The following is a 22776-nucleotide window of genomic DNA, read 5'->3' as shown; positions in this document are numbered from 1 at the left end:
TCAAAGTCTCCAGATAGCCAGTGGCCGGGCCGACATCGGACCGATGGAGTTGGTGAAGCGCACAAGCCAACGCTCGCCGTCGTAGATCGCGCCGAATTGTCTCTGCAGGTTCTTCGCGGAGCCGATCACGGCGATGTCTCCGCAGGTAGGAACCGAAACTGGCGAGCAGTTCAGTGCCGAAACCGCCTCGGTGACGATCGGAACGCAGCCGCCGGCCGCCGAGATGATCGCCCTGAAACCTTCTTCGGTTTCAAAAGTCTCTCGCCATTGCCGTGCCGGGTCCTTATGACCGAGCCAGATCGCCCATGCGGCGAGATACATCAGGCAATTCACATGAGCCGGAACCCAGACCTTCCGCTCGTAGGACGACAGAAAGGCCGCCAGCGTGACGTCCATCACCAGTTTGGCCACCGAATGGTTCGGTCACGCATCAGGATGATGCGCTCACAAAACCGGTCATAGAGACCCGCCAGCCAGGCGGTCGGATTGAGGATACGCGACCTCTCCTTCTGGTCGACGTCAGAAAGGACGGCACCGTTGGTCAAGGTCCGGAGAGCAAACCGGTTGGTCATTTCGATCGTGATGGTCGACCGGATGCCATCTTCGGAGACAGCATCGCCAAAGATGAGGTTGTCGATGCGATAGGTCCCTTTGATCTGTGGTAATCCGATCGGCTGCTCGAACGCGTCGCAGGCCTGGATCATGATCCTGAAGCGTGAGCCCCGGATGGTGCCCGCCTGATAGTCTGCCCAGATCCGGTTCGAGGCGACCTCGTCGATGCCGGAGATGACCAGCGCGAGCGTGAATGCTTCAGCGTTGATCGCCTGCTCGATCTGATCGAGCGCATCGTCGGTGAGCACGCAGGCGCGCCAGATTTCTCCATCCTCGGTCACCAGGGGACCGCCGGAGCCATCCCAGAACCGCAAGGTGCCGGACGGAAGATCGAGCTGCCCCAGAACGCGCAGTGACTTGATCGTCATCAGATCAGCCCCAGTGCCAGCCGGTTCCAGTAGTCCGTGTCTTCAACGAAAGACAGGGAGACCGGCTCGAAGCCCTCAGCGTTCTCGCCATTGGCCATCTGGCTATCGCTGGCCAGGTTGCAAAGGCATGTCGGCTCGTCGAATTCCAGATCGGCATCATCAGGAATCAGTTCACGCACCGGTGGGCTGATACGCAGCGTCTGGACGTCATCGGACTCCTCGATCAGCTGGCTGATACTGTAGAGAGCATGACCGTAGGAAAACAGGCAACCGACCAGATCTTCCTCACCTGCAATCACCTTGACACGGATGAGCGTCGCACCCAGAGCCGTGACCCCGACACTCTTCACGGAGATCGCGCCTTGAACGTAGCCCGTATCATCGTCGAAAAGGCTGTCGTCGGAGTGCGGCACTTCGCGTTGAGGCTCGAATGCGCCTGATGCATACGGTGCCCGCTTCGGTGCGTAGACGGGCACCGCAATGCGACCAGCCGCACCCGAGAGAGCGCCCTTGATCGCCTCGAACGTCCGTTGCTGGGCACGGCTGTGAATCAGGATTTCGGCAAACTCGATGGACCAGAACCCGACATCCGTCCGCGTCGCGGGCCGGACCCCGCCGAGCGACCGTCCACCGGATCTCGTAAATGGCATCAGGTTCGCACGGCAGGCCTTCGGCACGAGAAGATCCCGGGGCCACTGAAGTAGATCAACCAAGGCGGTAATCTCCTCCTGCCTTCTGCATCTGATGACGGGCCATCGTCGGCAGCACCTGGTTATTGGCTTGGCCGACGATAGCGGGGGCAGCGCGAGCCACGCGACCATCAGAAATTTGCTCGACTTTGGCCTGCCAGTTGCCATTGTCGTCGACAAACACCCGTACGTCTGCGACGCCTCCGCGACCGCTGGAAAGCGTCTGACCCGGCTTGGTGATGTCAACGCGCTCGTTGGGAGACTTCCGGAACATGACGAGCTGACTGTCGATACCACCGGCGCCGCCCGGCAGAATACTGCCGCCCCGCGCAAACCCGAAAATCTTGCCGATACCGGCAAAAAGACCGCCGAAGAGACCACCGCCCCCCATGCCGCCTCCGCCACCGCCGAGCAGCATCTGGAATGCCTTGTTCAGCCACATGCTGGAAAGCTGCCCCAGAAGATCCTTGAGCACGTCTTTTACACTCTTTGAGCCGTCGATCAGCCCCTGAAACGCACCGGAAAGCGTGCTGGCGAGGCTGTCGCCGATCTGCTGCACGCCGTCGAACGCACCCGTGACAGCACCGGAAACACCCTGAGCGGCGGCAATGGCTTGGCTCTGGGTCGACGTGATCCCGTTGGCGAGACCCTGGACAATGTAAGTGCCGAGTTCCTGCATGACGCGCGACGGTGAGCGGATGCCGAGGGTAGACTTCACGCTGTCGGTAATGCTGTTTGCAAGACCCGTAATGTTGCCCTTCACACTCTCCCAGCGCGCCTGGATACCCTGCCAGAGCCCGTCGATGATCTGACCGCCAATTTCGATCATCTTAGCAGGCAGAGCCAGGAACGCGTTGACCATGTCGGTCACGAACTGCTGGACCGCCTGCATCATGCGGCTCAGGCCCGCAGTAAACCCGGGCAAGACCGTGTCCATGACAGCGCCGAGCGTCTGCCAGAAGTTGTGCACCAGCTCGCGCGCTGTGGTCCATGCGCCGGCGAAGTCGCCGCTGAGAAGCTGCACGATACCGGTCGCCATGAGGCGCGCGTTTTCGAGCAAGCCTGTAAGGCTAACCTTGATGACGTCGACTGCCGTCGTGATGACCTGCTGGACTATCGGAAAGCGCGCCGTGATCTCGTCCCAGTTTGCATAGAGCGCAACACCTGCGGCAACAAGCGCGGTAATCCCTGCGACCGCCGCCAGCACCGGGGCACTGATCGCGGCAACAGCGGTCACGAAGAGCCCGACACCGACCAGGAGAGGACCGAGAATGGCAGCGAGGCCGGCAATAACGGTGCCCCACTGAAGAAGCGCCGGGTTGGTCTGCGAGATAGCCTGCACCACCTCGGTCAACTGCAGAACCATCGATGTCACGAACTCCAGGAGGCCGCTGGTCGCAATGGCGATGGTGAGCCCCTTGAAGGCCTCGGACAAAGCACGCATGGCGTCATTGTAAGCTTTGAGGCCGGCCGCCTGTTCTGGAGTGATGACGGCAGCGCCTTCCCCCAGTTCGCGAAAGCCCTCACCACCGTTTTCAAGCAAAGGAATGAGTGCCGTCAGGTCCGATGCCATGGCTTCGAGGTAGAACGTCATTTCCTGCTGAGACACGCCAGCCTTTTTCAGGCTATCGTAATAGAGCTGCAGCGCCTGCGGGCCTGACAGCCCCTTGAAGGCGTCGGCAGTAATCCCGACCTTCGGCGCGATGTTCTCAAAGAAGTCGGCCATCGGCCCGCCGCCGGTCTCGTTGAAGTCACCAATGCGGTCATTCACGTCCTTAAAGATGTCCGCCAGCTTGTCGCCCTCGATACCCACTGACTTCGCTGCATAGGCGAGCTTCTGGAACTCTTCAAAGCCGACATTCGAGATCTGGGCCGCTTTCTTCAGTTCGTCGACATCCTTCGCCAGCCCAATTGCTGCCGCTGCGATTGCACCACCGGCGAGCGCCAGAGGCGCGGTGACATAGGTCGAGAGCGTCGCGCCGACACTCTGCATCTGCTTGCCGATGCGCTGCATGAACGCCTGCGCGCCCTTCAGCCCATCGGTAAACTGTGCTGTATCGATACCAAGATTGACGCGAAGCGCGCCAATGACTGCCGATCCCATTCGTCACCTTTTGCCTTTTCGAGCGCCGAACCACCCGCGCAGGGCCGACTGAATTTGATCGGGCGTCATCACGCGCCCGGTTGGCTGACTTTGCGGTTTCAGCAACCGCTCAAGGGGCGGAAGCTTTTTCTGCCGGGCAATGGCTTCGATATGCCAGGCAAGGACAATTGTTTCGTCGCGCTCGCGATTCATCCGCGCGACAGCCCCGTCGAGGACAACCCCGATCTCCCGGAGCGTGAGACGCCAGAATTGCGAAGGCTCCAGCCCGCATTCGACCCATGACCGAAGAAGGTCTAGCGGTCTGAAGCCCTCGCCGGCGGAGGGTTTTCCGTACCCTTCGCCTCCGGGAACGCAAGCTGGAACGCCCGCTGGACAGCATCCATGAAGACCGGCAGCCCGGCAGCCGTCACGATCTTGCCCGCTTCCTTGTCAGTGACCTCGGGATGATGATCGGACAGTGCGCAGCGAGCGAGCTTGCGAACGTCTTTCATGCTCGCATCTTTTTCGAAGATCGCGCCGATCTGTTGGACAGTGACGCCAAACGCGTCTTCGATCTCGCAGAGAGCGTTGATCGAGAACGATATGATGTATTCCTGGTCGCCGGCCTGAAGCGCGACCGATCCGCGTGCAGAGTTTGCCATCAGGTCGCCGTGCCCCAAGTTTCCTCGCCGGAAACGGCAACAGTGATGGTGGCGGTCATGCGATCATCGATCGGGATCGCTTTCGAATAGCCGATGAGCGCGGCGTCGAACGTGCAGGTGACACGCGGCGATGGGCCCGGAAAGGTAATGCGATGCTGGACCGTCTCGCCGGAATCGAAGAGTCCGCGCAGCAGCTCGTCGGTGTCGCTGCCCGGAACCCAGTTGATCTCGAAAGAGGCCTCGCCGTTGTCGATCAGGCCGGAGATGTATTCGCGCCGGCGGTTCGGGCTCTGCATATGGGTCGCGTCGATGCGGTCGGCAGTCGCTTCGCCAGGCGTAACGTTGATGACTTCCGCCACCTCGACGAAGGCGGGCGTGGTGAGGCTGGCATCCCAGATTTCATATTTGGTGCCGTAGCCGATACGGGCGTCGGTCATGGTGCTTCTCCATGGTGAATGATGAGGTCGATGGATATGCGGAACAGCTTGTTCACCTCGCCCGCATCCGCGTCGGGCAGATCTCTTTCGGCGTCGATGAAGATCCCTTGGATCGAGCCGCCTGTGTAACCTGACACGACGCCTTTCAGCGCGTCAGCTGCAGCCTTGGTCGTCGTGAAACTTTCGCCGTAGATGTCAGCCTGGACGCGGCTGGCGATATAACCGGAGGCACCACCCATCGTGTAGTTGGGCAGTCTCGAGGCGCGCTGCAGAACGACATAGGGCCGCTGCGAAAGACCTTGCGGCGCTCTAACCCAATAGCGATGCCCGCCGGCGACGGACGCCAGCAACGCAGTGAGTTCGGCTTCCATCAACGCCCCCTTGCGGCTCGTCTTGCCAGCCTCTGGGCGGCTTCGGTGATCCGCAGCCAGAGAGAGTTCGAGATCCGCTCCAGCGTCGGCTGTTTCTCTGCGTCCCACGCGGGCCGCATGAAGGGCTGCGCGACATGCCGTTCGTTCCCGAATTCCTGCTGCACGCCCGCCGGGTTGTTTGTGCCGACGAACATCTCTTGGAACGTCGCGGTCTCCCGCGCGCGATGCAGACCCCTCTGTCGACGATTAAGGCGCGTTGACACGTCGATACTCTCGAAGAGGTGATACTCATCGCGCGGAGCCCCAGCCCTCGCAGCCTGCGCCACAGGTTCAGCTGCATCCTTGAGTACCTGACGCAGCGCTGCCTTCGCCGTCGCCTTTGGCAGCTGGCCAAGTGCGCGATCCAGTTCGCGCAGCCCTTCGATCTTGACTTTACTGCGCGCCATCAGTCTGCGTCCCGAACAGCTTTGATTGTCAGGAATCGCCGCGGCGCTTCGATGTGCTCCATCTTCTCGACGATGGACCAAATCGCACCATCATGGCTGATGCGGTCGTTAGGCTTGATCCCGTCAGACGTTGCACTGCGCCGCACCGTGAAGCGCGCCATGAGGAAAGCACCGGTCTGCCCAGCGGCTTCCTTCTCTCCGGAACTCGCATCCTCCCGCTTCGCCCATACCGTCGCCAGATCGACCCAGGTCTCGACAGGCTCATTCAACTCATTGGGGACGGTCGTCGCACGCTGGAAAGTGATGCGCCTGTTCAGGTCTTGCGCCGCGATCGACATCAGACTGGTTTCCGATACTTGTAGACGAGATCCTTCTCGACGCGATCGAGCAAGTCAGCCGCGCTCTGAGCCGCCTCATCGATGTGCTTCTGAACGAAGAGAATGATCGCGGTCTTGATATCCGCTGGCACCGTCGAGGCGTCACCGTCACCGAGCGGCCAACCGGCCTTGTACTCGACAGACACCGCAGCATCCTCGTAGAGATCTGATGGCGTTGAGAAGGCGTTGACGAAGCGGGCGAAGAAGCGTCCGCCTGCATCCTGTTTCAAAGCATAGTGGCTGTCGTCGATTGTCGACGGGGCGCCTGATGCATTCCTGTATGAGACGGAGACAATTTCTGTGACCGGACCAACCGGCAAAAGCATGCGCTGCTCGAACCGGTCGAAATCCTGCCGCCATGTCTGTTCGACAAGGCTGATTCCGAGGACGCCGCCCCAGCCTTCATAGTGAGCGACGGCGCTGCGAATGAGCCGATCGATATCGGCATCGAGGTCGGAGCCGTCGATCCGAAGAGCAAGCTTCACGTCATCGACCGAGACAGGCAGAGCCGTGGCCGCAGTAACCAGGACAGGACGATGCATGGGATCAGACCACCAAGCGGGTTCGGGTGACAGCTGGATCAGCGGGCCTTGTTGCGCACCGGCGGCTCCGCCTTATTGCTGGCAGGCTTTTCCGACTTCGCGCCCTCGCCTTCGACGAGGACGCCGCTTTTTACCAGGTGAGCGACGTCGGAGGGCTTTGCCTTCCTGGTATCGCCGGGCATGTACATCTTGTCGCCGAGGTGCTGGCGCATAACGGTGTAGTTTTTCATGACAGTCTCCATCGGTTCATAGAGAGGGCGGCGAGCTGCCGCCCTCCTTGATGAGCCGACCTCGATCAGGTCACGCGACCGAAGTCGCCGTAGATGAAGGCTTCCGGGCGGTAGACCGCGAGGGCCAGACGTTCTTCTGCCAGAATGGTGACGAGGTTCTTGGTGAAGTCGTCATTGACGAAGCCGGTTTCGACGCGGGCATCCCAACGATCGAAGATCTGAGCACCAAGCTGGAACGCACCGACGAGGACCTTGTCGATCGTCATTGCCTGGGTGGCGACAACAGGCAGACCCCAGAGGGTCGGAGCGATACCGCCCTGCGGATTGCCGATGATGTATCGGCCGGTCGTGTCCTTCAGGGTCTCGATCCAAGCCCAATCGCTCGGATGCATGACCGTGCCGGTCGACGGATACTCGGCAAGCGCCGCCTGCAGGTGCATGAGGCGGATCATGTCGATGCTGGTCGGCGAAGACAGAGTGATCGGCGCCGAGTAGGCGGTCGCCTGCGGGATGATGCCGGCGAGGTTCTGGCCAGTGCCGTCACCGTTCAACAGCTGCGCTTCCTCGACATAGGCCAGACCGTAAAGCAGGCGCTGGTCGATGATGGAGCGCAGCTGCGAGATGTCCGACAAGACCTGCTTGGATGCCTTCATCCAGTGGGCGATGACCTTGGCCGAGGTGGTGACCAAATCGAGCTTCATGTCGGACGACGGCTTGGCAGCGCCTTCAGCCACCGGCGCCGCGTTGTTCACGAAGCCGGTTTCCTTGACGTATTCGAGAGCGTTGCCGTCCATGCGGCCCTGAGACAGAAGATCGCGGACGGTGAGGCGGCGCTGCGGAAGCGGCAGGACGCCAGGAAGACGCGTCGGCGCGATTGCATCACCAACCGAGCCGGCAGCGTCGGTCGTCAGCGAGGTCAGCGTCGCCTTGATGCGGACATCAACCTTGCCGGAGCTGGGCTCATTGCCAAGGAACGATTTCACACGCTCGTCGCTGGTGAAGAGTTCACCGGCCGACTTGCGCTCGGCGTCATCACCGCCGCCGACCCGATCGAGCTTCTGCTGCAATTCAGCGACCTGTTCATTCAGGCCATTCATCTTGGTCAGGGCTTCGTCGGCCTTTTCCTTCAGGGAGGTCGACAGCTCCTCACCGCTCTTCGCCTTGCCGAGAGCCTCCTCTGCGATCGCCTTTACGGCGTCGAGCGCAGAATCGAACTTCTGCTTGACCTGCTGGGCAAGTGCTTCCGGGTTCGGGTGACCGCCGCCATCGCGCAGATAGCGGCCAGCCATGCGTTCGTTGGCGGTCATAGCGCCGAGGATGCCGGCGGATGCCAGCATATAGAACTTCTTCTTCATGATGTGCCTCGTTGGGAAGGGGTTAATCGCGCAGCAGTGCCTGCAAGAACGCGACGCCAGTATCCGCTTCGGCAGGTTCCCCCTGCCCCTTCAGGTGGAGACGCGCGGCACGCTCCGCCTGCGAGTTCGAGAAGCCCAATCCCTTGAGCCAACCCTCGAACTCCCGCTCTGTCAGCCGGTCCCCGGCCTTCAGTTTTTCTGTCAGCTGCTGAAACTGCTTGGCAGCCTTAACGCTCGAAACCGTGGCGCGGTCGTTCGCGCCTTCGGAGACTATGGAAACCTCGCGAAGATCTAGCTTCTCAAGGGTCCAGACGCCTGTGTCCGTGTCGACTGAATAGGCCTTGATGCGGTAGCCGATCGAAAGACCATCGATGTCGCCGTTCTTCAGGTGCGAATATGCCTCGCGCGCCTGCTGGACATCGAGATTGAGCTTGCCGACCAGGAAGAGGCCGTTCGCGTCTTCCTTGGCTTCCAGCCATTTGCCGATGGGCTTGGTCCGGTCATGCTGCCAGTACATCTTCGGCATGGTGCCGGCAGCCGCGTGGGCTGCCAAGGAATCGCTGAAAGCGCCAGGCGCGATCACATCGCCATAGCTGTCAGGCTCGCCCCCGAAAGTCGACCCATAGCCGGAAAACTCCCCGCTTTCCTTGAGTGTGTCGGCCTTGATCTCGATGCACGGACCCGACTTGATGTCGTCGCCGTGCGCGTCGGATTTCAGGAGGTTTGCCAGAAGCAACTTGCTCATGCCGATGTTCCTTGCTGCGCGATGAGGCGGCGCACGGCCTCCTCGTCGATTTCCGTAATGGGCATGTTCTGCATCTGCATGCGCGGCACGTCGCCACCGTCTACAGGAGGCAGGTTTTCGAGCGCGCGCACTTCATTGATGGTCATCGCGCCGATCTGCGTCATCTGCTGGTAGAACCGGGCGCGGCCGGCGCTGTCGCCGCGCAGCAATCCTTCGAGGTTGAATTCGATGGTGACGCGGTTCGCCCGATCATTTGCCGTCAAAAGCTGCTTCTCGAGCGACTGCTCGATGCGCTTCAGCCGCCTACGCAGCGTGAACTTCTGGAAGCCGAGGGTCTGCTGTTCGAGGCCAGTGCCCCAGCTCGTCGACTTCTCTGTATGACCGATCATGAAGGGCGGCGTGCCGAAGAAGCGGCAGATCTCCTCGATCGAAAAGCCACGCGACTGCAGAAGCTGCGCATCGTCGGGCGAGATTGTAAGTTGCTCCCACTTCGTGCCGCCTTCGAGGATCAGAGGTCGCCCAGCGTTCATGGCGCCGAGGAATTTCTCGTTGAGCTTATCCTCTGCGACCTGGCGCTGCTCAGGCGAGAGCCATTTCTCGAAGGTCAGGACACCGGAAGGACGAAGACCATGCTTGAACGTTGATCCGGCAGAGCGATCGACAGCCCTCGCAAGGCTGAAGGCGTGGCGCCCGAAATGCAGCGTCGACATGCCGCCTAGAGGGTTGCCACCAAATCCTCGGATGTGGAGCATCGTCTTGTCGGTCTCGACAAAGGACCTGCCCTCTTCCGTCCAGCGGTATTCGATCGTTCCGGAGGCGAGCCGGCGAACCGAAACGAGGTTCGGCGCGATAGGATGCAGGCTGGCCACGTCCGAGCCGGTGCGCGAGATCCGCGCATAAGCATTGCCCCAAAGCTCGATCGAGGCGCTGACGAACTCCCAGAAATCGACGGCGGTCTGATCATAGTTCGGGCTGTCATGCAGCACCCGGTAGAGCTTGTGATCACGGGCGACATTCCGCCGCCCCTGACTGTCGGTGCGATAGACCACCAGCGGCAGACTGGCGATGGTCCCGGCGATCAGGTTGACGCAGGCCCAGACCGCCGACAGCGACAGCACCGTGTCATCGGTCACGACCTCGCCGGCATCGCCGCGCATGCTGTTCGAAGCCCAATTGTCCGGCTCCCGTACATCCAGTCGGCGCACGATCGCACTCTTGATCCGGTCCAGAACCTTCACGCTGCACCTGCCAGACTTTTGAAATAGTCATCCATGCCGTCGTCTTTCGCGTCAGGGTTCTGAAACATCAGCATTGCGGCATTGAACAGCGCCATCAGCATGTCGATCTTGGCAGCACCCGAGACCTGCTTGGTCACCACGTAGTTACTGCCCTTCAATTCCTGTTTGGCGTTACCAACAGCCCAGGCCATCATCGGTTGATCGCCATGCAGGAAACGCGCGTCTTCAAGCTTTAGCGGAACCGACGAAATCGCGGTCTGCAGCTTCCAACCCTGCGCAACGGCCTGAACCAACGGCTGCTCAAGCTTCAACTCTTCGAGTGCATCCAGCAGCAACGCGATGCCAGCACTATCGAGACCGATACCAGCCTGCTCGGGAAGCAAACCCGAGTCCGCCACGCGCTTGCAGATTTCGGCGGCCGAGGCTGCCTGCTCTTCACCGGTCGCTGACACGACAAGATCGCCAGCCTGCTCGAACTCCCTGAGGCGTGAGGCGATGGACTTGCGCTGCTCAAACACGCTTTTCCGAGCCCACGCGCGACCCCAACCAAGCCACCGCTTTGTGCGTTTCTCGCGCCCGATCACGTAAAGCGCGGCCAGGTCGTCCGCACCGCCCCAGTCGATCCCTATGGTGCAAACCTCCGACCTTGCCAGTAGCGCATCAAGCCCGGACAGGCTTGCATCGATGCAGGAAGACCAGTGAAGAGCGCCAGACCAACCATCACCGCCAAGGCCGACGCCGATCTCGATATTGAGATGCTGGCTTGCCCAGATCTGCTCGGTCTCTTTGCTGACCTTGCCGTTGTTTTCGTAGTCGTCGATCAGGGCTTGCGGATCGATCGAGCGGCCTAGGTTTGGAAGAATGAACTTCCAGTTCTGCTGGTCGCGCCAATAGTCCTGGTTAACCTGTTGCTCCTTCGGGAACTCGTAGAGGACAGGCAGCATGATGGGCGATGCACCGGCCTTGCCGTCTCTGATCGCACGGGCCTTATCCAGTTCTGTCCGCCAGATCCCTGCAGGAGCCTCATCCGACTGGGTCGTAATCATCAGCACCTGGCCGCGCTGCTTCGTGATACCGCCGCCCCGGATTTGCTGCATCACCCTGGTAGCTTTCGCTGCCTTCCCCAGTTCGTGTAGCTCGTCAATGATCGTGAGTATCGGGATTTCGCCTGTTACGATCGACGTGTCGAAGGTCTTCACGTCCAACTGCGTGCCCGTCTTCCGGCGAGTGATGCACTTCAGGTGCTCCTGCACCTTGAAAATCTCGGCCAGTTTGTGGTCGCTCTGAACCATCAACTGGGCTTGGCCAAAGCAGCGCTCAGAGATGTTCTGACTGGGCGCGACGATCAGCATCTGCCGGTTCGGAGCCTCCTCCATGAACAGCGCGGTAAGGCCCAGCGCCGCCACATAGGTGGTCTTCGAATTCTTCTTCGGCACCATGCAGAGCAATTCCCAGACCAGCCGCTGCTTGGTTTCTGGATCCTCGCTAGCAAGGAACGCGCACAGGATATCGCGGAACCAATCACCACAAGCCTCGGCCAAAGTCGGATTGCCAGGCACATCTGGCAATCGCAGCCGGTTGAAGAATGCAAGCGCCTTGGCTGCCTTCTCCCGGTTGAGAGGGACATCGGCCATTGGGGTCTCACATGCCTGGAGCTTCTCCCACCAGTCCGGGCAAGCGAACCGAGGGAGGTCTTCAGTGGCGTGCATTCTGCGTGGCTTCCCGCTCCAGCTCGGCCATCAGATCGGCATCGGCGTCGAGCGCTCGCATCTCGTCCATGACCTTCTTGCCGACTCGCTCTGCTGTCGTTGCCTTCTCCTCGCGCTTTGGAGCCGTCGCCAGCTCCCGCTCCAGCTCCATGCGGTCGTTTCGCTCGACGAGCTTGCCGAATTCCTTGAAGGCGCCAACGTTGCCCTTCTCAGCCAACTCCCATGCCAACTCCAAGCGGCGAAGCTCTAGCCGGTCACGTGCTACCTCACGCTGGCGGAGCTCATAAAAATAATACTTGTGAAGCGTCGGCAAAGTGACGCCCAAAGCAGTTGCGATGCGCGGGTTTGTCCATCCGAGCGCAACCAACATGCTGACTCTGTTACGGTTTCTGACGGAGACCTCATGCGGAGGCCTTCCGCGCTTTACCGGCTCATCCACCCAAGGGTTGCCGAACAGGTCAAAATTCTCAGTCATCACGAAAAAAATCTCTGAATGAGAAGGGCGCGGGTGGGGAAGCGAAGGCCTTCCGAACTTTCGACCCGCCCCCCCCTGCTAAGGGTTAGGCGCCTGCCTGATCGGCCTCGTCACCATCGACTTCAACGATGACCATGGTCGTGCCGAGTGCCAGACCAGCGAGTGCGATCAAGCGTGCCGCGATCCACATACGAAGCCGATATGTGCGGGTGAGCGTGAAGGTCATTGTCACTTCACTCATCAGCTGACCCGCATCGAGGTTGAGAGACGCCATCTTCGCTATCGGGACTGAGCCCGCTCCTGCTTCTGCTTCTCGCTGTCGTGGTAGGCTTTGCTGACGGTCTCGATGTTCTCGGGGTCCCAGAACAGGACAGGGTCACCGCCGTGCCGGATCTTGTGGTCGGCCACCGGGCTGTTGTCGGCCGGGTACTTGCCGATGCAGAGCACGCCCGTCTTCTGGCACCTGTAATGATCGCGAGCCCAGACCTGACGTCTCAGCTTCTTCCATCGCTCGGTGCCATACCAGCCGCGCCACTCGACGTTCTGGTCTCGCTCCTTGAGCCGGGCCTTCTCATCACCAGGCGCTCGGCCCAGTCGCGGTGCGAGGGCACCTAGCCTCGGCGCCAAGGTCTTCAGCTTGCCCATACTCCTAGACACAACAAAGCCCGGATCATCACCGGGCTCATCACTCTCATCAGGTCATGGCTTACGCACTGGCCTTGAGTCGATGTCCGATCTTCGGACCGTCAAGGCTGGGGCTGACCGGCGTACCGACCTCGGGATTTCTCCCCGCTGTTTAGGCGTTTTCAGAGGCTCACTGCAGGATCATCAGCTCATCCAGTGGAAGGATGACTCTCACAGTTTTTCGAGGATGGCAAGCGGCACGGTCACCGGTGTCTCGCGTCCGAATATGTCGACCGAGATCACCACGTCACCTCTACCCTTGGCATTCGGCGTGACCACCGTCGCCACGAAACCCGAGAACGGTCCGTCCGTCGTCCGAACCCTTTCGCCAGCCACCACGACCAGGCCGCAAGGCTTCTCCCAATCGTAAAGCCCCGCATCAGCCATGGCCTTGAACCGATTGATTTCACTTGCGGTAACGCGCATCGGTTTTTCCGCTCCACCCAGGATACCGATCACGTCATCGAGCCCCTTGAATGCGACCAGAATATCCGGCGCCGGATCGCTCTGCACCAGCACATAGCCGTAGATGACGGGCTGCAAACTACCCGGAATGATGCGATGGCGCCGCCTCAGATCCGGCCCTTTACGCATCGGCACCAGAGAAGTTATCCCCAGAACTTCCAGCGCTTCCTGCACGGTAACTTCCTTTCCGGTCATCACCCGCAGAGCAAACCACGGCGAATCGGCATGGATGATTCGCGCCGCCCGTTCGAGCACTTCGAGCCTTGCCTCGCGTTCGATGTCATCGAAGCTTGCCCGCGACCGCGCTGCGATCGCCACGCCCACCAATCCCCTATGCTGCATCATCGCTGATCCCTCTGCCTGTCGCCTCGTTCAGTTTCGCCTGCAGCTCCGCCATCGCCGCTTCGGGTTCGCCCTCGGGCATCCACAGCCATTCCGGCGTCGGCTCCGGAAGCCATGGCCAGCCCATGCGCTCGTGCAGCGCCTTCCAGCGACCCGCCTCCTCGCTGTCGCGATGCATCTTCACGAAGCTCTCGGAGATCCCGACGAGAGGTCCATGCACCAGCATCCCCTGCCGCCTGTCGGCCTTGTCGTGCATCTCGGTCACCTTCGGCCAGCCATAGCGCGCCTTGCGCTCCAGGTTGATCTGCCGCGCCTTTTCGGGGTCACGAGCCTGCGTCGCCTGGAACTGGCTGAGAGCCGGCCAGCCTTCCCGCCGCATCGGTTTCGTAAGCTCCGAAAGCCTGAGCGCCATCCAGGCACGGGAGAACGGGTTGTGCACGGTCGGCGTCGCCACGGCCGAGGTCGGCTCGTCCATCAGCAGCCACTTGCGTTCCCTCAGATAGACGCTCGGCCAGACGAAACTGCCCTTGATCGCCTGCGTCGCTTTGATGAAAGCCGGCGTCCGGGCAATGCAGTCGTCCCGCTCCTGCCGGCTCATGGCCATCCATTCCCGAACCGCCGCGTCACGGCTGGTGCCTGCATAGCCCGGATAGGTCGGCCACCACTTGTCGAACTTCCGGACAATGGTCTTGGGATTTTCTTCCCCTTGCCCGTCTCGCTCGCTCGCGCCCTCTCTCTCATGAAGGTTAACTGGAGGTTCTATTACGGTTCGGGTGACACGGTGACACCCGTCTCCGTCGTCAGTGTCACCCCTCTCCGTCACGGTGACACCCGTCTGGTCACCCTCGACGGGTGTCACAGTGTCACCCGTCGTTTTGACCACAGGATTGTTTTCCTTTGCGGACGGCGCCGCGAAGAGACGGTCGAGATCGAAGTCGTACCGGTTCGCCTCTCCCGGCCGCCCGCTCGCCTTTTTCACGAGAACGAGAACGCCTTCCTCCACGAAATCGGCCAGCAGACGCTGCACGGTCCGCACCGAAAGCTCTGTCTCTTCCGCCAGTCTGTCGACACTCGGCCAGATCCCGCGCCCCTCGTCGTCGGCGAAGTCGGCCAGGCGCACGGCCAGAGCCTTGCGCGTGTGCCCGCCCATCGGCTGCCGGAATATACGGGACATCAGCAGGATGCTCACGCTGCCATCTCCTGTCTTGCCAGATGCATCGCATTCGCCGCCACCAGCGCCTTCGCCACAGGCGGGCAGACGCTATTGCCGACGCAGGAAACCTGCACCGATTTCGAGAACGGCACCCATGCCCCGCTCTGGTCGCGGTAGCCGTCGATCTTGTAGTCGCGGGGGAAGCCTTGCGCGTTGTAGAGCTCGCGCGGCGTCAGCATGCGCATGCCGATATCGACGATGACGAAGGTCACTCCGTCGACATCCACGGTGACGAACTCACGCTCGTCCCAAACCCCATGTGCCCGCAGAAAGTCAGCCACCTGCCGCGCACGCGCGGCCTGCGCCTCTGTGAAAGGCGGCACACCGACCAGCGCCTCGATATGGCCGAACCGCTCGCGCGTCGTGGCCGTGTGCATCGCCTCGTCTTCGCGACCGCCCTCGCCGTTTCCGTAATAGGACTGCAGGTAGGGAAGGATCAGCTGACTCTTCGCCTGCCCGTCCGCCATGGTCGTTGCCAACGGCTCAGTGACGGCGTGGCCGGTGCTTGTGCCGAACTGGCGCGCGATATAGGCCGAGACGAGCTGCTGGTGACTGCCTGTCTGCGTGATCGTCGACGCGGCCTCGTCTAGAGGCCTGCCGGGATTGACGCCGCCGATGCGCCGGCTGTCATTGTTGAACTGCGCCATCCATGCGCACATGACCGCGTTCTGGTCTTTCTCGCTCGCCGTCACGGTCTGCAGTTGGCCGTCCACCGGCCTGTTCGCGCCACCCTGCTGTGCATAAGTCAGGACCGGCGCCAAGACGCCCAGAGGCGCCGCGCCGCCCGGTCGCTTGATGAAGCTGTTAGCAGTGATTGCGCCGAGCTGGCCGCGCATGTCGCAGCCTACGGCACCCCCGTTGAAGCGCTGGATCGACGGTGCTACGAGTGCATGTTTCATGCCACCAGCCACCACCGTGCCAAGCGGTTCGTCGACACTCATGCAGCGTGGAGCCTGTCCGCTTCTTTCGCCGTAACCGGTCTGCACGAGAAAGGGTCGCTTGGCCTTGAGCACGAAGCGATCCATCCCGCGAGCGATACGAGCGTGCGAATTGTCGGCGAGCGGACGCACGGCCCGCACCTGGTGCTTCTCCCAGATCTCCTCGGCACTGTCGAAGATGGACGGACATGGCAGGCTGAAATCGATCTGGTCGGCAACGATGGGCCACGGCAGCTTCCGGCCTGCGATCACATCCGGATCGTCAGGGCTGCCGTGCGTCGGCTCGGGCCAGACAATCTTCTGGCCATCGAACCGGATAATGATGAACAGCCGCTTGCGGATCGTCGGTGCGCCGAAGTCCCGGCCGCGCAGCTCTCGCGTCTCGATCTTGCCGCCGAGCTGGCGAAGCTTCCTGCACCACTTCTGGAACGTCTCGCCCTTGCGTTCCGGATCGGGCATCTCGCCACGGTCGGTATATTTCAAGGGGCCGTAATCCTTGAACTCCTCGACGTTCTCCATGATGACGATATCGACCTTGCCGCCGCTTTTCTGGATCCGCTCGATCCAGCCCGGAATGATCCAGCACAGGTCTCGAATGTTGCGCGAGACCGGCTTTCCGCCTTTCGCCTTGGAGAAATGCTTACAGTCCGGCGAGAACCAGGCGAGGCCCACATGCTTTCCGCGCAGATAGTCCAGCGGGTCGATCTTGTAGACGTTCTCCGACAGGTGCACCGTCTCGGGATGGTTGACCGCATGCAGCGCAAGTGCCGCCGCATTGTGGTTGATGGCATAATCCGGAGACCGACCGAGCGCCTGCTCGATTCCGGTCGAGGCGCCGCCACCACCCGCAAAACTATCAATGATGATCGGCTCGCCGGAATAGGGCAGCGCTGCCGCCGCAAGCATAGTCCCGGCGAAAAGGCTTTCACGAAACATGCGCACCCCCGCTATGTTTCACGTTGCGCCCAGTGAAACAGACTGATTTCTTTGCGTTTTCTGGTTCGATGTAAAAGTCGTCGATCTGGCACCCCATCCAGCGGCACAGCGCGATGACGCGGCCGGCGCCGATCACCTGCCCGTTCATCACGCGAGAAAAGTCAGAATTGGTGATGCCGATGTCAGGCGTGATATCCCTGATGCCACGATGGTCTTTTGCTCGATGACGCCTCACCTCGACGGCGAGACGGCGCCAGTCGAGATCCCCGTAGGACGGGTCGCGCCCGTTCTGCAGCCCGCTCATGCCGCCCTCCGCTGATGAATGTAAGGATTGATGTCCATGGACAGCCAAAGCGCTGTACGCTCGTCGAAGGTCACCTTCTGGCTGCAGCGCATGGCCTGCCGTAGGGTCTCGACACGCAGGCCGGCAGCCTTTGCCAGCCGTCGTTCTTCCTCTTGCTCTGCCGCCTTGCGCGGCCCGTCCAGCTTCCGCTGATTGACGGGAAGAGACGCGCCACAGACGCCCGCATAGATCACATGCGCCCGCAGGAAGAGCGCGAGCATTCCGGGTCCGAAATCGAGGCGCGAGGTCATGCCGCCACCGCCTGACGAACCTGCAGCACCACGTGCCGCCCGTCGCGACCAGTCGCATCGGCGGGAGAGATCAAACCATCGCTCTCGAATTCTGAAATAAGCGCCTCGACGGTCGAGTCGCGCCTGCCGATTCCGCTGCACAGTTCGCGCCGGCTAAAGCTCTCGCGCGCCCTGATCCAGGCCAGGGCGTCCTGCCGGTCGCGCTCGACACGCTCGTGCAGCTCCAGCTTCACCGTCGTTCGTGGGGCATCGTCGAACTCGATGCCGTGCGAATTTCCGCCTTCACCTGGCTCAAGCGCGTCGACATCGGCATAGTCAGCCCAGTCAATACGCCGGCTCTTCGTCCAGCCGTCGGCATTGCCATAGCTGCCGTCTTCGTTGCGCTCCCAGATGAACCAGGCCGTATTCATGCGGCTGGAGGCTTCCGGCCCCGTATAGCCTTCACGGTGCATCATCGGCAGCCGGCGCTTGAACTTGTAGATCCGCGACGGCGCGCAATCCTCCATAACGAAATTGCGATCGTCATCGTCGAACCCGAATTCGAAATTCGAGTTAAGTAGCAATGCCATCTTGCGCGGCTTGTGGACACGCAGCGCATGGGCGACGAAGGCGTTCAGTTCCGCGCCATAGGGAGGATTGGTGACGATGTCCGGCCCATCGCCGGAGTCGTCGGGCTTGCTCAGCAGGAAGTCACCAACGCTCTGCGCGTCACCAGCCTCGGAGACCGTGCCGCGATCCTCGATATCAGACAGCAGGACATCGTAGCCCTGCCCTTCCAGCACCCGACCGATGGCATTGAAGCCGCAGGCCGGCTCCCAGATCGTCGCGGTGAAACTCTCATGCGCCAGGAGCGCGATCGTTGCCACCCGTGGCGTCTGATAAAAGTTCTTGCCGCGATCTTCTTTCGAGGCTGAGGCGGTACCGATCGCCGCGCGCAGGTTCGCCTTCGTCGGCAGAACACCCCCGGCAGAAAGCACGGCAATCGTACGCGAAATCACGCCCGGGTTTTTGTTCTCGGCATCTCTCAGCTTCCGGGCATCGAGAATGACACGCTTGTCGAGCCGGAAATCGGACAATTGAAAAAGGTCCTCGCCTGCGACCTTTTTCGGACGTCCGCGCGTTGCAACTACACCGGCCGCTTGAGCCCGGTCATACTCATTGGCGAGCGCGACCTTGGCGAGGCTGCCAATCTCCAGCGCCTCGGCCACCATGGCGTTCGTCTGGGCGATCAGATCTTCGCTGGCTTTCATACGCGCTGCAAAACCGCGTGCCGCCTTCGCCTCGTCATAGGCGCCCTCGGACAGGAACAGCGCTTGCCGCACGTCGCCGGTCTCAAGAAGGTAACGCGCCTCATCAATGCGTGAGAGCAGCGCGGAAATGTCGGCATGATCCGCGCGGACGGTCGAAATCTCGTTCATCACCGCCCCCGCTCCACTTCTTCGAGGATGGCGCAAACCTCGTCCTCGGAAATCTTCAGTTCCGCCGCCACGCAGAAGGTCGAAAAACCCTGCCGGTGATGCAGCTCCAGAACGCGCTCCATGCGCGCCTGCTTGATCAGCAGCGCCGACCGAACCTGTTCCTGCTCTGCCTGCCGCTCGCTCATGCCCCGCCCTGCCCCTTGGCCGAGATCGTCCAGAGTTCGGCGCAAAGCTTCGAGCGATCCCCGCAAGGCCGCTCGACCTCGATCGCCTCGCCGCGCGCGATGAACACGGCACCACAGGCGAAGATCGCCCGCGACCGGTGCCATTCCGTCCGCAGCTTGTTCGGTTGTCGTGGCCCGTCGCAGGCCGGGCAGGTCTGCCGCGACTGAATGCTCTCGATAAGGGAAACAAGCGTGCCGATCATGGCCGGGTACCCTCGCTCAGGATCTCCGCCCGCCGCTGCAGCCAGAGCTGCGCCAGAGCCTTGCCGCGCCGCCTAGCGCGCGCATGCCGGTCACGATTGCCGAAAAGGTCGCGATGCCGCTCGATCACGCCTGTCACCCGGCCCTCGGTCATGCCGAGTTCCGCTGCGATGACGATCGTCTTTTCGCTATCGGCCCAGAGGCGTTTCAGCGTGTCAAAATCTTCCTCAGTCCATCCGGCGGGCAGGCTGGTCATGCCCCACCTCCGAGCTTGCCCTCGATCAGGGCGATCTGGGCTTTCAGATCCGCCAGCTCGCGCATCAGGTCGCGCTTTTCGCGGGCATCGACCTTCCCGTCGTCGAGCGCTTCGATCGCCAGCCGTGAGACGTCGCCGACCTCGGCATTCAGCGCCGAGATGTCGCGATGCGTCAGCCCCGCCTCCGGCGCTTCCGCGTCGTCCCGCACCAGGCGATAGCCCTGCAGCTTCGCCATCATCTCGGTGATGATCGGAGATCCCGCTTCGAGATCGGCCTCGACCGCGACATCGATCGGAACGAAGGTTTCCATATGCTCGTCGCCGGCCAGTCCATACTTGGAAAGCTGCCCCTGGCGCACGCGGGTCGCCTTCTGGAACTCTTCCGAGCCGCCGGCGCCATCGACCGAAAACCGCGTCGCGGCCTTCAGCTTCTTCAGGTCTCTCTCGGAAATGACGCGCACGAAATCGCTCCCCGGTTCGTCAAGGAATCAAAGGCCAAAATTCATTCGGTGATGGGACGCAGTGCCGCGCTTAAGGCTGCGGCATGGAAAAACTCATGGAGGCCCACATGCGGAACAGAAAAAGCCCGGAGCTGCCAGCGCAGCCGATGAGGTCCGCCGATGCGCGGCGCTCCGGGCAGGCGACGCGCCGAGGTCAATCTGGCGCGTGGGGAAAAGAGAAAAGCTGCTGCGACATTGTAACGGTCGATGGCGGCGACTGTTCACATCCGCCGCAGCAGCCTTGCAGCCGGCCCCATCACAAGACCGGACGTTTTCGCCTGCCAGCGCGCCAAGGATGGAAAGGGGCATGGCGCCCAGGCAGACGACGGGCAAAGGCCCGAGGGTTGAGAGGCGCAAATTCATTCTGCGGCCTCCGGAACAGGGGCCGGGGCAGCGCGCGCAACGCAGTTGGCGTTGTACAGTTCTCCGGGAGAACAACCGGTCAGCGACATCAGCGCAAACCAGTAGCGGTCCGGAATGCCTGTCTTCTGCCACTTGTAAATTGCGTCACGCGTCAATGCGCTACCGACCCGATCAAGCTCGGCTTGGATCGCCGCAGGTCCGCCTGCGGATTTGATTAGGTCAGACACTGTTAGCGCGTTTCTCATGCTGCCTTCGTAATAGATTTTAAATCTACAAGCAAGCGCCGCGAAATCTACCCCCGGAAAAAAATTCGGATTTAAAATGCTAAGCATGACCTGGTGGAAGAGATTGAACGATAGCCGGAATGAACTTGGCTGGAACGGCAAGGACCTTGCCCGCCAGAGTGGCATTCCCTATGCGAACATCAACAAGTACCTGAACGGCGAGATTGAACAGCCGAGGGGCGATGTAATGGACCGTCTGGCGAAGGCAATTGGCAAGCCTAAGCTATGGCTCCAAGAGGGAATTGATCCGGAGGAGATCGAAGTCTCTGCAGGTAGCGGTCGGATGGTGCCAGTGGCGATCGCAGGAACCGTGGAAGCCGGCACGTTTCGCGAGGTCGATGAATTCGATCAATCTGATGCCCGATACGTGACCCTGCCTGCCGATGACCGCTTTCCTAAAGCAAGGCAGATGGCCTTCGACGTCTCCGGCGATTCCATGAACGATCTAAAGCCGCGCCCCATCCTTCCCGGAGACCGCATCATTTCCGTTGCTTACGACGACATTGATCACGAGATCGCATTGCGTGACGGAATGGTAGTGGTGGTCGAGCGAACAAAAGACGGCGGCCACACCCGCGAGTGGTCAGTGAAGCAGATCGAACTGTACGGAGATCGCGTGGAGTTCCATCCTCGCTCGACGAACGGCCGACACAAGCCAATCCTTGTGAACCGGAACCACGAAGCGGATGACGGCACATCTGTGCAGATCATCGCCTTAGTTCGACGCATCGTTAACGACCTTCCCCTTTAGTAACGGTCGACAGGCAAGACACCGAAAAGCCGCCCTATCGGACTTTGGCAATGGCGGCAGCAATATCGGAGAGACGACAGAAACGCGCTGTCCAGAAGCTCGTCGATATCCCGAGGAGCATCGTCGACCAACGGAACAGTAATCTGCCGCGACGTCTCTCGCTGGCAGTTCTCACACCGAATATGCAGCTCAAAGGCCACCCCAGGCCTACTATACGCAAGTTGCATCCCGTTCTCCTTTGGTTCTCATAATTCCGCAGAGAACGAACCGAGTCGAGTCGCATTTTCATTGTAGATTTTATTTCTATCTTCGTATTGACGCGCGGCAGATGTAGATTTATTTTCCATTTCATCCGCAGCACTCCTCCTCCCAGTTGCGGACGCGTAACCCCGCCGGCACTCCTCCAGCCGGCGGGGCATCGCTTCGAGCCGGAGGATCGGAGAGCCCCATGATTGAGTTTCGAGAAAACCCCATGCCATCCGCACGGCAGTCCTGCCGGCAGATCGCGGTCCGCCGCATTGCCGATACCATCCGCGAACTCGCTGGCAGTGGCGAACCCATCACCGAGGACGCCTTCGTTGCCCGCGGCATTCCGCCGGCAGTCGTCGCTCGCTACGCCGAACAGGCCCGCCAGCTCGCCCGCCGCAACTTCGTTAAGCAGGTCTGACCATGCGGACCGCCCTCGCCCTTCACCCGCGCATGACCGAAGCTGCAGACGTCGAGACATCCCTTTCGCTCGACCGCTTCGATCGCACCTCGCCTTCACCTATTCGCGAAGCCCGCGACCCGTACGACTGGTCACTCGACGATCCCGGCGCCGCCATGCACATCGAGCCCGTCTGGCGCCACCCGCCAGAGGATCTCGATCCGCATCTGGTATCGCTGCGCCCGTCGCTGTCCATTCGGCTCGCCGCGACGCGCGAAACTCGCATGGCGCGTCTGCGCTCGCTCATGCTGGGTTATGCCCTGATCGGCTTCCTCGCAGCCTTGAGCGGCCTCACCGTCTACGCCGCTTCCGTCCGCCTTCCGGCAGTGCAGCAGGCCTCGATCGACGCCGAGGGAGTTTGAGCCATGACCAGCTTCAACGTCCATTTCACCCGCGCAGATGGCACGGCCGACTGCAGGCTCGTCGAGGCCGACGATCCGAAGGCCGCAACAGCCAGCATCCAGGCCAGGTATCCCGCTGCGCTGATCACCAAGATCAAGCGCTGGAAGGCGCCAGCCGATGTTGACGTGCTGCAGATCGGCGGCGGCGCATGACCCATCTT

The 22776-nt window shown here is 61.3% G+C and carries 33 protein-coding genes; 4 read left to right on the top strand and 29 right to left on the bottom strand.

All coding sequences use genetic code 11. The features are described from left to right. From AC1PUL_RS05295 to AC1PUL_RS05155, 29 genes are all read right to left on the bottom strand, one after another. The gene (locus AC1PUL_RS05295; protein WP_480467009.1) at nt 1-411 is read right to left on the bottom strand and encodes a DUF6950 family protein; all 411 of its coding nucleotides are present in this window, start codon (nt 409-411) and stop codon (nt 1-3) included. Beyond that, nucleotides 396-980, bottom strand: coding sequence for a hypothetical protein (locus AC1PUL_RS05290; protein WP_480467007.1), 585 nt, complete (start codon nt 978-980; stop codon nt 396-398). Before AC1PUL_RS05290 ends, AC1PUL_RS05295 begins: the two co-directional genes overlap by 16 nt. Further along, nucleotides 980-1693 carry a hypothetical protein gene (locus AC1PUL_RS05285; RefSeq protein WP_480467005.1) on the bottom strand — a complete coding sequence of 238 codons (714 nt, stop codon included), beginning with the start codon at nt 1691-1693 and terminating at the stop codon, nt 980-982. Before AC1PUL_RS05285 ends, AC1PUL_RS05290 begins: the two co-directional genes overlap by 1 nt. After that, nucleotides 1686-3773 (bottom strand): phage tail tape measure protein, encoded by a 2088-nt coding sequence (locus AC1PUL_RS05280; protein WP_480467003.1) that lies wholly within the window; start codon nt 3771-3773, stop codon nt 1686-1688. Before AC1PUL_RS05280 ends, AC1PUL_RS05285 begins: the two co-directional genes overlap by 8 nt. 3 nt (nt 3774-3776) lie before the next feature. Beyond that, nucleotides 3777-3965 carry a hypothetical protein gene (locus tag AC1PUL_RS05275; protein WP_480467001.1) on the bottom strand — a complete coding sequence of 63 codons (189 nt, stop codon included), beginning with the start codon at nt 3963-3965 and terminating at the stop codon, nt 3777-3779. Between the two features lie 101 nt (nt 3966-4066). Further along, nucleotides 4067-4414 carry a GTA-gp10 family protein gene (locus AC1PUL_RS05270; RefSeq protein ID WP_480467000.1) on the bottom strand — a complete coding sequence of 116 codons (348 nt, stop codon included), beginning with the start codon at nt 4412-4414 and terminating at the stop codon, nt 4067-4069. Further along, nucleotides 4414-4851, bottom strand: a complete 438-nt coding sequence (locus tag AC1PUL_RS05265; RefSeq protein ID WP_480466999.1) for a phage tail tube protein — start codon at nt 4849-4851, stop codon at nt 4414-4416. Before AC1PUL_RS05265 ends, AC1PUL_RS05270 begins: the two co-directional genes overlap by 1 nt. Beyond that, entirely contained in the window at nt 4848-5222 is a 375-nt protein-coding gene (gene gp17, locus AC1PUL_RS05260; protein WP_480466997.1) for a tail completion protein gp17, read from the bottom strand. Before gp17 ends, AC1PUL_RS05265 begins: the two co-directional genes overlap by 4 nt. Beyond that, nucleotides 5222-5668, bottom strand: a complete 447-nt coding sequence (locus tag AC1PUL_RS05255; protein WP_480466995.1) for an HK97-gp10 family putative phage morphogenesis protein — start codon at nt 5666-5668, stop codon at nt 5222-5224. The genes gp17 and AC1PUL_RS05255 overlap by 1 nt, the downstream gene beginning before the upstream one ends. Then, on the bottom strand, nt 5668-6006 hold the full coding sequence (locus tag AC1PUL_RS05250) for a phage head closure protein (RefSeq protein ID WP_480466993.1): 339 nt from the start codon (nt 6004-6006) through the stop codon (nt 5668-5670). Before AC1PUL_RS05250 ends, AC1PUL_RS05255 begins: the two co-directional genes overlap by 1 nt. Continuing rightward, a complete protein-coding gene (locus AC1PUL_RS05245; protein WP_480466992.1) occupies nt 6006-6587 on the bottom strand; it encodes a head-tail connector protein in 582 nt (193 codons plus the stop codon). The genes AC1PUL_RS05250 and AC1PUL_RS05245 overlap by 1 nt, the downstream gene beginning before the upstream one ends. Nucleotides 6588-6625: 38 nt before the next feature. Further along, on the bottom strand, nt 6626-6817 hold the full coding sequence (locus tag AC1PUL_RS05240) for a hypothetical protein (protein WP_480466991.1): 192 nt from the start codon (nt 6815-6817) through the stop codon (nt 6626-6628). Nucleotides 6818-6882: 65 nt separating this feature from the next. Continuing rightward, nucleotides 6883-8106 (bottom strand): phage major capsid protein, encoded by a 1224-nt coding sequence (locus AC1PUL_RS05235; protein WP_480468493.1) that lies wholly within the window; start codon nt 8104-8106, stop codon nt 6883-6885. An 88-nt stretch (nt 8107-8194) separates the two neighbouring features. Further along, on the bottom strand, nt 8195-8917 hold the full coding sequence (locus AC1PUL_RS05230) for an HK97 family phage prohead protease (protein WP_480466990.1): 723 nt from the start codon (nt 8915-8917) through the stop codon (nt 8195-8197). Further along, on the bottom strand, nt 8914-10155 hold the full coding sequence (locus AC1PUL_RS05225) for a phage portal protein (protein ID WP_480466988.1): 1242 nt from the start codon (nt 10153-10155) through the stop codon (nt 8914-8916). The genes AC1PUL_RS05230 and AC1PUL_RS05225 overlap by 4 nt, the downstream gene beginning before the upstream one ends. Further along, nucleotides 10152-11789, bottom strand: a complete 1638-nt coding sequence (locus AC1PUL_RS05220; protein ID WP_480466986.1) for a terminase large subunit domain-containing protein — start codon at nt 11787-11789, stop codon at nt 10152-10154. The genes AC1PUL_RS05225 and AC1PUL_RS05220 overlap by 4 nt, the downstream gene beginning before the upstream one ends. A gap of 61 nt (nt 11790-11850) precedes the next feature. Beyond that, complete coding sequence (locus AC1PUL_RS05215) at nt 11851-12234, bottom strand: hypothetical protein (protein ID WP_480466985.1); 384 nt, start codon at nt 12232-12234, stop codon at nt 11851-11853. Between the two features lie 190 nt (nt 12235-12424). Continuing rightward, the gene (locus tag AC1PUL_RS05210; protein ID WP_480466983.1) at nt 12425-12613 is read right to left on the bottom strand and encodes a hypothetical protein; all 189 of its coding nucleotides are present in this window, start codon (nt 12611-12613) and stop codon (nt 12425-12427) included. 5 nt (nt 12614-12618) lie between these two features. Further along, nucleotides 12619-12966 carry an HNH endonuclease gene (locus AC1PUL_RS05205; protein ID WP_480466981.1) on the bottom strand — a complete coding sequence of 116 codons (348 nt, stop codon included), beginning with the start codon at nt 12964-12966 and terminating at the stop codon, nt 12619-12621. 228 nt (nt 12967-13194) lie between these two features. Then, the gene (nusG, locus tag AC1PUL_RS05200) at nt 13195-13833 is read right to left on the bottom strand and encodes a transcription termination/antitermination protein NusG (RefSeq protein ID WP_480466980.1); all 639 of its coding nucleotides are present in this window, start codon (nt 13831-13833) and stop codon (nt 13195-13197) included. Further along, on the bottom strand, nt 13820-15019 hold the full coding sequence (locus tag AC1PUL_RS05195; protein WP_480466978.1) for a helix-turn-helix domain-containing protein: 1200 nt from the start codon (nt 15017-15019) through the stop codon (nt 13820-13822). Before AC1PUL_RS05195 ends, nusG begins: the two co-directional genes overlap by 14 nt. Then, the gene (locus tag AC1PUL_RS05190) at nt 15016-16917 is read right to left on the bottom strand and encodes a DNA cytosine methyltransferase (protein WP_480466976.1); all 1902 of its coding nucleotides are present in this window, start codon (nt 16915-16917) and stop codon (nt 15016-15018) included. The genes AC1PUL_RS05195 and AC1PUL_RS05190 overlap by 4 nt, the downstream gene beginning before the upstream one ends. Further along, on the bottom strand, nt 16907-17221 hold the full coding sequence (locus AC1PUL_RS05185; RefSeq protein ID WP_480466974.1) for a hypothetical protein: 315 nt from the start codon (nt 17219-17221) through the stop codon (nt 16907-16909). Before AC1PUL_RS05185 ends, AC1PUL_RS05190 begins: the two co-directional genes overlap by 11 nt. Next, nucleotides 17218-17511: a hypothetical protein gene (locus AC1PUL_RS05180; RefSeq protein ID WP_480466972.1), complete on the bottom strand. Its 294-nt coding sequence runs from the start codon at nt 17509-17511 to the stop codon at nt 17218-17220. Before AC1PUL_RS05180 ends, AC1PUL_RS05185 begins: the two co-directional genes overlap by 4 nt. Next, nucleotides 17508-18929, bottom strand: coding sequence for a TRM11 family methyltransferase (locus AC1PUL_RS05175; RefSeq protein WP_480466971.1), 1422 nt, complete (start codon nt 18927-18929; stop codon nt 17508-17510). Before AC1PUL_RS05175 ends, AC1PUL_RS05180 begins: the two co-directional genes overlap by 4 nt. After that, complete coding sequence (locus AC1PUL_RS05170; RefSeq protein ID WP_480466969.1) at nt 18929-19114, bottom strand: hypothetical protein; 186 nt, start codon at nt 19112-19114, stop codon at nt 18929-18931. The genes AC1PUL_RS05175 and AC1PUL_RS05170 overlap by 1 nt, the downstream gene beginning before the upstream one ends. After that, nucleotides 19111-19356 (bottom strand): hypothetical protein, encoded by a 246-nt coding sequence (locus AC1PUL_RS05165; protein WP_480466967.1) that lies wholly within the window; start codon nt 19354-19356, stop codon nt 19111-19113. Before AC1PUL_RS05165 ends, AC1PUL_RS05170 begins: the two co-directional genes overlap by 4 nt. Next, nucleotides 19353-19610, bottom strand: a complete 258-nt coding sequence (locus AC1PUL_RS05160; protein WP_480466965.1) for a hypothetical protein — start codon at nt 19608-19610, stop codon at nt 19353-19355. Before AC1PUL_RS05160 ends, AC1PUL_RS05165 begins: the two co-directional genes overlap by 4 nt. Beyond that, entirely contained in the window at nt 19607-20071 is a 465-nt protein-coding gene (locus AC1PUL_RS05155) for a phage regulatory CII family protein (RefSeq protein WP_480466963.1), read from the bottom strand. Before AC1PUL_RS05155 ends, AC1PUL_RS05160 begins: the two co-directional genes overlap by 4 nt. A gap of 732 nt (nt 20072-20803) precedes the next feature. Between AC1PUL_RS05155 and AC1PUL_RS05150 the strand changes: the two genes are divergently transcribed. From AC1PUL_RS05150 to AC1PUL_RS05135, 4 genes are all read left to right on the top strand, one after another. After that, nucleotides 20804-21508, top strand: coding sequence for a LexA family transcriptional regulator (locus AC1PUL_RS05150; RefSeq protein ID WP_480466961.1), 705 nt, complete (start codon nt 20804-20806; stop codon nt 21506-21508). A 448-nt stretch (nt 21509-21956) separates the two neighbouring features. Further along, nucleotides 21957-22175, top strand: coding sequence for a hypothetical protein (locus AC1PUL_RS05145; RefSeq protein ID WP_480466959.1), 219 nt, complete (start codon nt 21957-21959; stop codon nt 22173-22175). 2 nt (nt 22176-22177) lie between these two features. Beyond that, nucleotides 22178-22576 carry a hypothetical protein gene (locus AC1PUL_RS05140; RefSeq protein ID WP_480466958.1) on the top strand — a complete coding sequence of 133 codons (399 nt, stop codon included), beginning with the start codon at nt 22178-22180 and terminating at the stop codon, nt 22574-22576. Between the two features lie 3 nt (nt 22577-22579). Then, the gene (locus AC1PUL_RS05135) at nt 22580-22768 is read left to right on the top strand and encodes a hypothetical protein (RefSeq protein WP_480466956.1); all 189 of its coding nucleotides are present in this window, start codon (nt 22580-22582) and stop codon (nt 22766-22768) included. The last annotated feature ends 8 nt before the right edge of the window (nt 22769-22776 follow it).

This window comes from Rhizobium sp. P43, assembly GCF_056730705.1.
The sequence above is the reverse complement of the archived record's forward strand: the minus strand, read 5'-3'. Positions and strand labels throughout refer to the sequence as shown.

Excerpts from the sequence above, each read along its gene's own strand:
- AC1PUL_RS05160 (WP_480466965.1), bottom strand. The coding sequence starts at position 19,610 with ATGACCAGCCTGCCCGCCGGATGGACTGAGGAAGATTTTGACACGCTG.
- AC1PUL_RS05245 (WP_480466992.1), bottom strand. The coding sequence starts at position 6,587 with ATGCATCGTCCTGTCCTGGTTACTGCGGCCACGGCTCTGCCTGTCTCG.
- AC1PUL_RS05215 (WP_480466985.1), bottom strand. The coding sequence starts at position 12,234 with ATGTTGGTTGCGCTCGGATGGACAAACCCGCGCATCGCAACTGCTTTG.
- AC1PUL_RS05180 (WP_480466972.1), bottom strand. The coding sequence starts at position 17,511 with ATGACCTCGCGCCTCGATTTCGGACCCGGAATGCTCGCGCTCTTCCTG.
- AC1PUL_RS05135 (WP_480466956.1), top strand. The coding sequence starts at position 22,580 with ATGACCAGCTTCAACGTCCATTTCACCCGCGCAGATGGCACGGCCGAC.
- AC1PUL_RS05210 (WP_480466983.1), bottom strand. The coding sequence starts at position 12,613 with ATGGCGTCTCTCAACCTCGATGCGGGTCAGCTGATGAGTGAAGTGACA.
- AC1PUL_RS05235 (WP_480468493.1), bottom strand. The coding sequence starts at position 8,106 with ATGGCTGGCCGCTATCTGCGCGATGGCGGCGGTCACCCGAACCCGGAA.
- gp17 (WP_480466997.1), bottom strand. The coding sequence starts at position 5,222 with ATGGAAGCCGAACTCACTGCGTTGCTGGCGTCCGTCGCCGGCGGGCAT.
- AC1PUL_RS05220 (WP_480466986.1), bottom strand. The coding sequence starts at position 11,789 with ATGGCCGATGTCCCTCTCAACCGGGAGAAGGCAGCCAAGGCGCTTGCA.
- AC1PUL_RS05140 (WP_480466958.1), top strand. The coding sequence starts at position 22,178 with ATGCGGACCGCCCTCGCCCTTCACCCGCGCATGACCGAAGCTGCAGAC.
- AC1PUL_RS05275 (WP_480467001.1), bottom strand. The coding sequence starts at position 3,965 with ATGAATCGCGAGCGCGACGAAACAATTGTCCTTGCCTGGCATATCGAA.
- AC1PUL_RS05255 (WP_480466995.1), bottom strand. The coding sequence starts at position 5,668 with ATGGCGCGCAGTAAAGTCAAGATCGAAGGGCTGCGCGAACTGGATCGC.
- AC1PUL_RS05190 (WP_480466976.1), bottom strand. The coding sequence starts at position 16,917 with ATGTTTCGTGAAAGCCTTTTCGCCGGGACTATGCTTGCGGCGGCAGCG.
- AC1PUL_RS05185 (WP_480466974.1), bottom strand. The coding sequence starts at position 17,221 with ATGAGCGGGCTGCAGAACGGGCGCGACCCGTCCTACGGGGATCTCGAC.
- AC1PUL_RS05265 (WP_480466999.1), bottom strand. The coding sequence starts at position 4,851 with ATGACCGACGCCCGTATCGGCTACGGCACCAAATATGAAATCTGGGAT.
- AC1PUL_RS05230 (WP_480466990.1), bottom strand. The coding sequence starts at position 8,917 with ATGAGCAAGTTGCTTCTGGCAAACCTCCTGAAATCCGACGCGCACGGC.
- AC1PUL_RS05290 (WP_480467007.1), bottom strand. The coding sequence starts at position 980 with ATGACGATCAAGTCACTGCGCGTTCTGGGGCAGCTCGATCTTCCGTCC.
- nusG (WP_480466980.1), bottom strand. The coding sequence starts at position 13,833 with ATGATGCAGCATAGGGGATTGGTGGGCGTGGCGATCGCAGCGCGGTCG.
- AC1PUL_RS05280 (WP_480467003.1), bottom strand. The coding sequence starts at position 3,773 with ATGGGATCGGCAGTCATTGGCGCGCTTCGCGTCAATCTTGGTATCGAT.
- AC1PUL_RS05170 (WP_480466969.1), bottom strand. The coding sequence starts at position 19,114 with ATGAGCGAGCGGCAGGCAGAGCAGGAACAGGTTCGGTCGGCGCTGCTG.
- AC1PUL_RS05165 (WP_480466967.1), bottom strand. The coding sequence starts at position 19,356 with ATGATCGGCACGCTTGTTTCCCTTATCGAGAGCATTCAGTCGCGGCAG.
- AC1PUL_RS05240 (WP_480466991.1), bottom strand. The coding sequence starts at position 6,817 with ATGAAAAACTACACCGTTATGCGCCAGCACCTCGGCGACAAGATGTAC.
- AC1PUL_RS05150 (WP_480466961.1), top strand. The coding sequence starts at position 20,804 with ATGACCTGGTGGAAGAGATTGAACGATAGCCGGAATGAACTTGGCTGG.
- AC1PUL_RS05145 (WP_480466959.1), top strand. The coding sequence starts at position 21,957 with ATGATTGAGTTTCGAGAAAACCCCATGCCATCCGCACGGCAGTCCTGC.
- AC1PUL_RS05270 (WP_480467000.1), bottom strand. The coding sequence starts at position 4,414 with ATGGCAAACTCTGCACGCGGATCGGTCGCGCTTCAGGCCGGCGACCAG.
- AC1PUL_RS05250 (WP_480466993.1), bottom strand. The coding sequence starts at position 6,006 with ATGTCGATCGCGGCGCAAGACCTGAACAGGCGCATCACTTTCCAGCGT.
- AC1PUL_RS05175 (WP_480466971.1), bottom strand. The coding sequence starts at position 18,929 with ATGAACGAGATTTCGACCGTCCGCGCGGATCATGCCGACATTTCCGCG.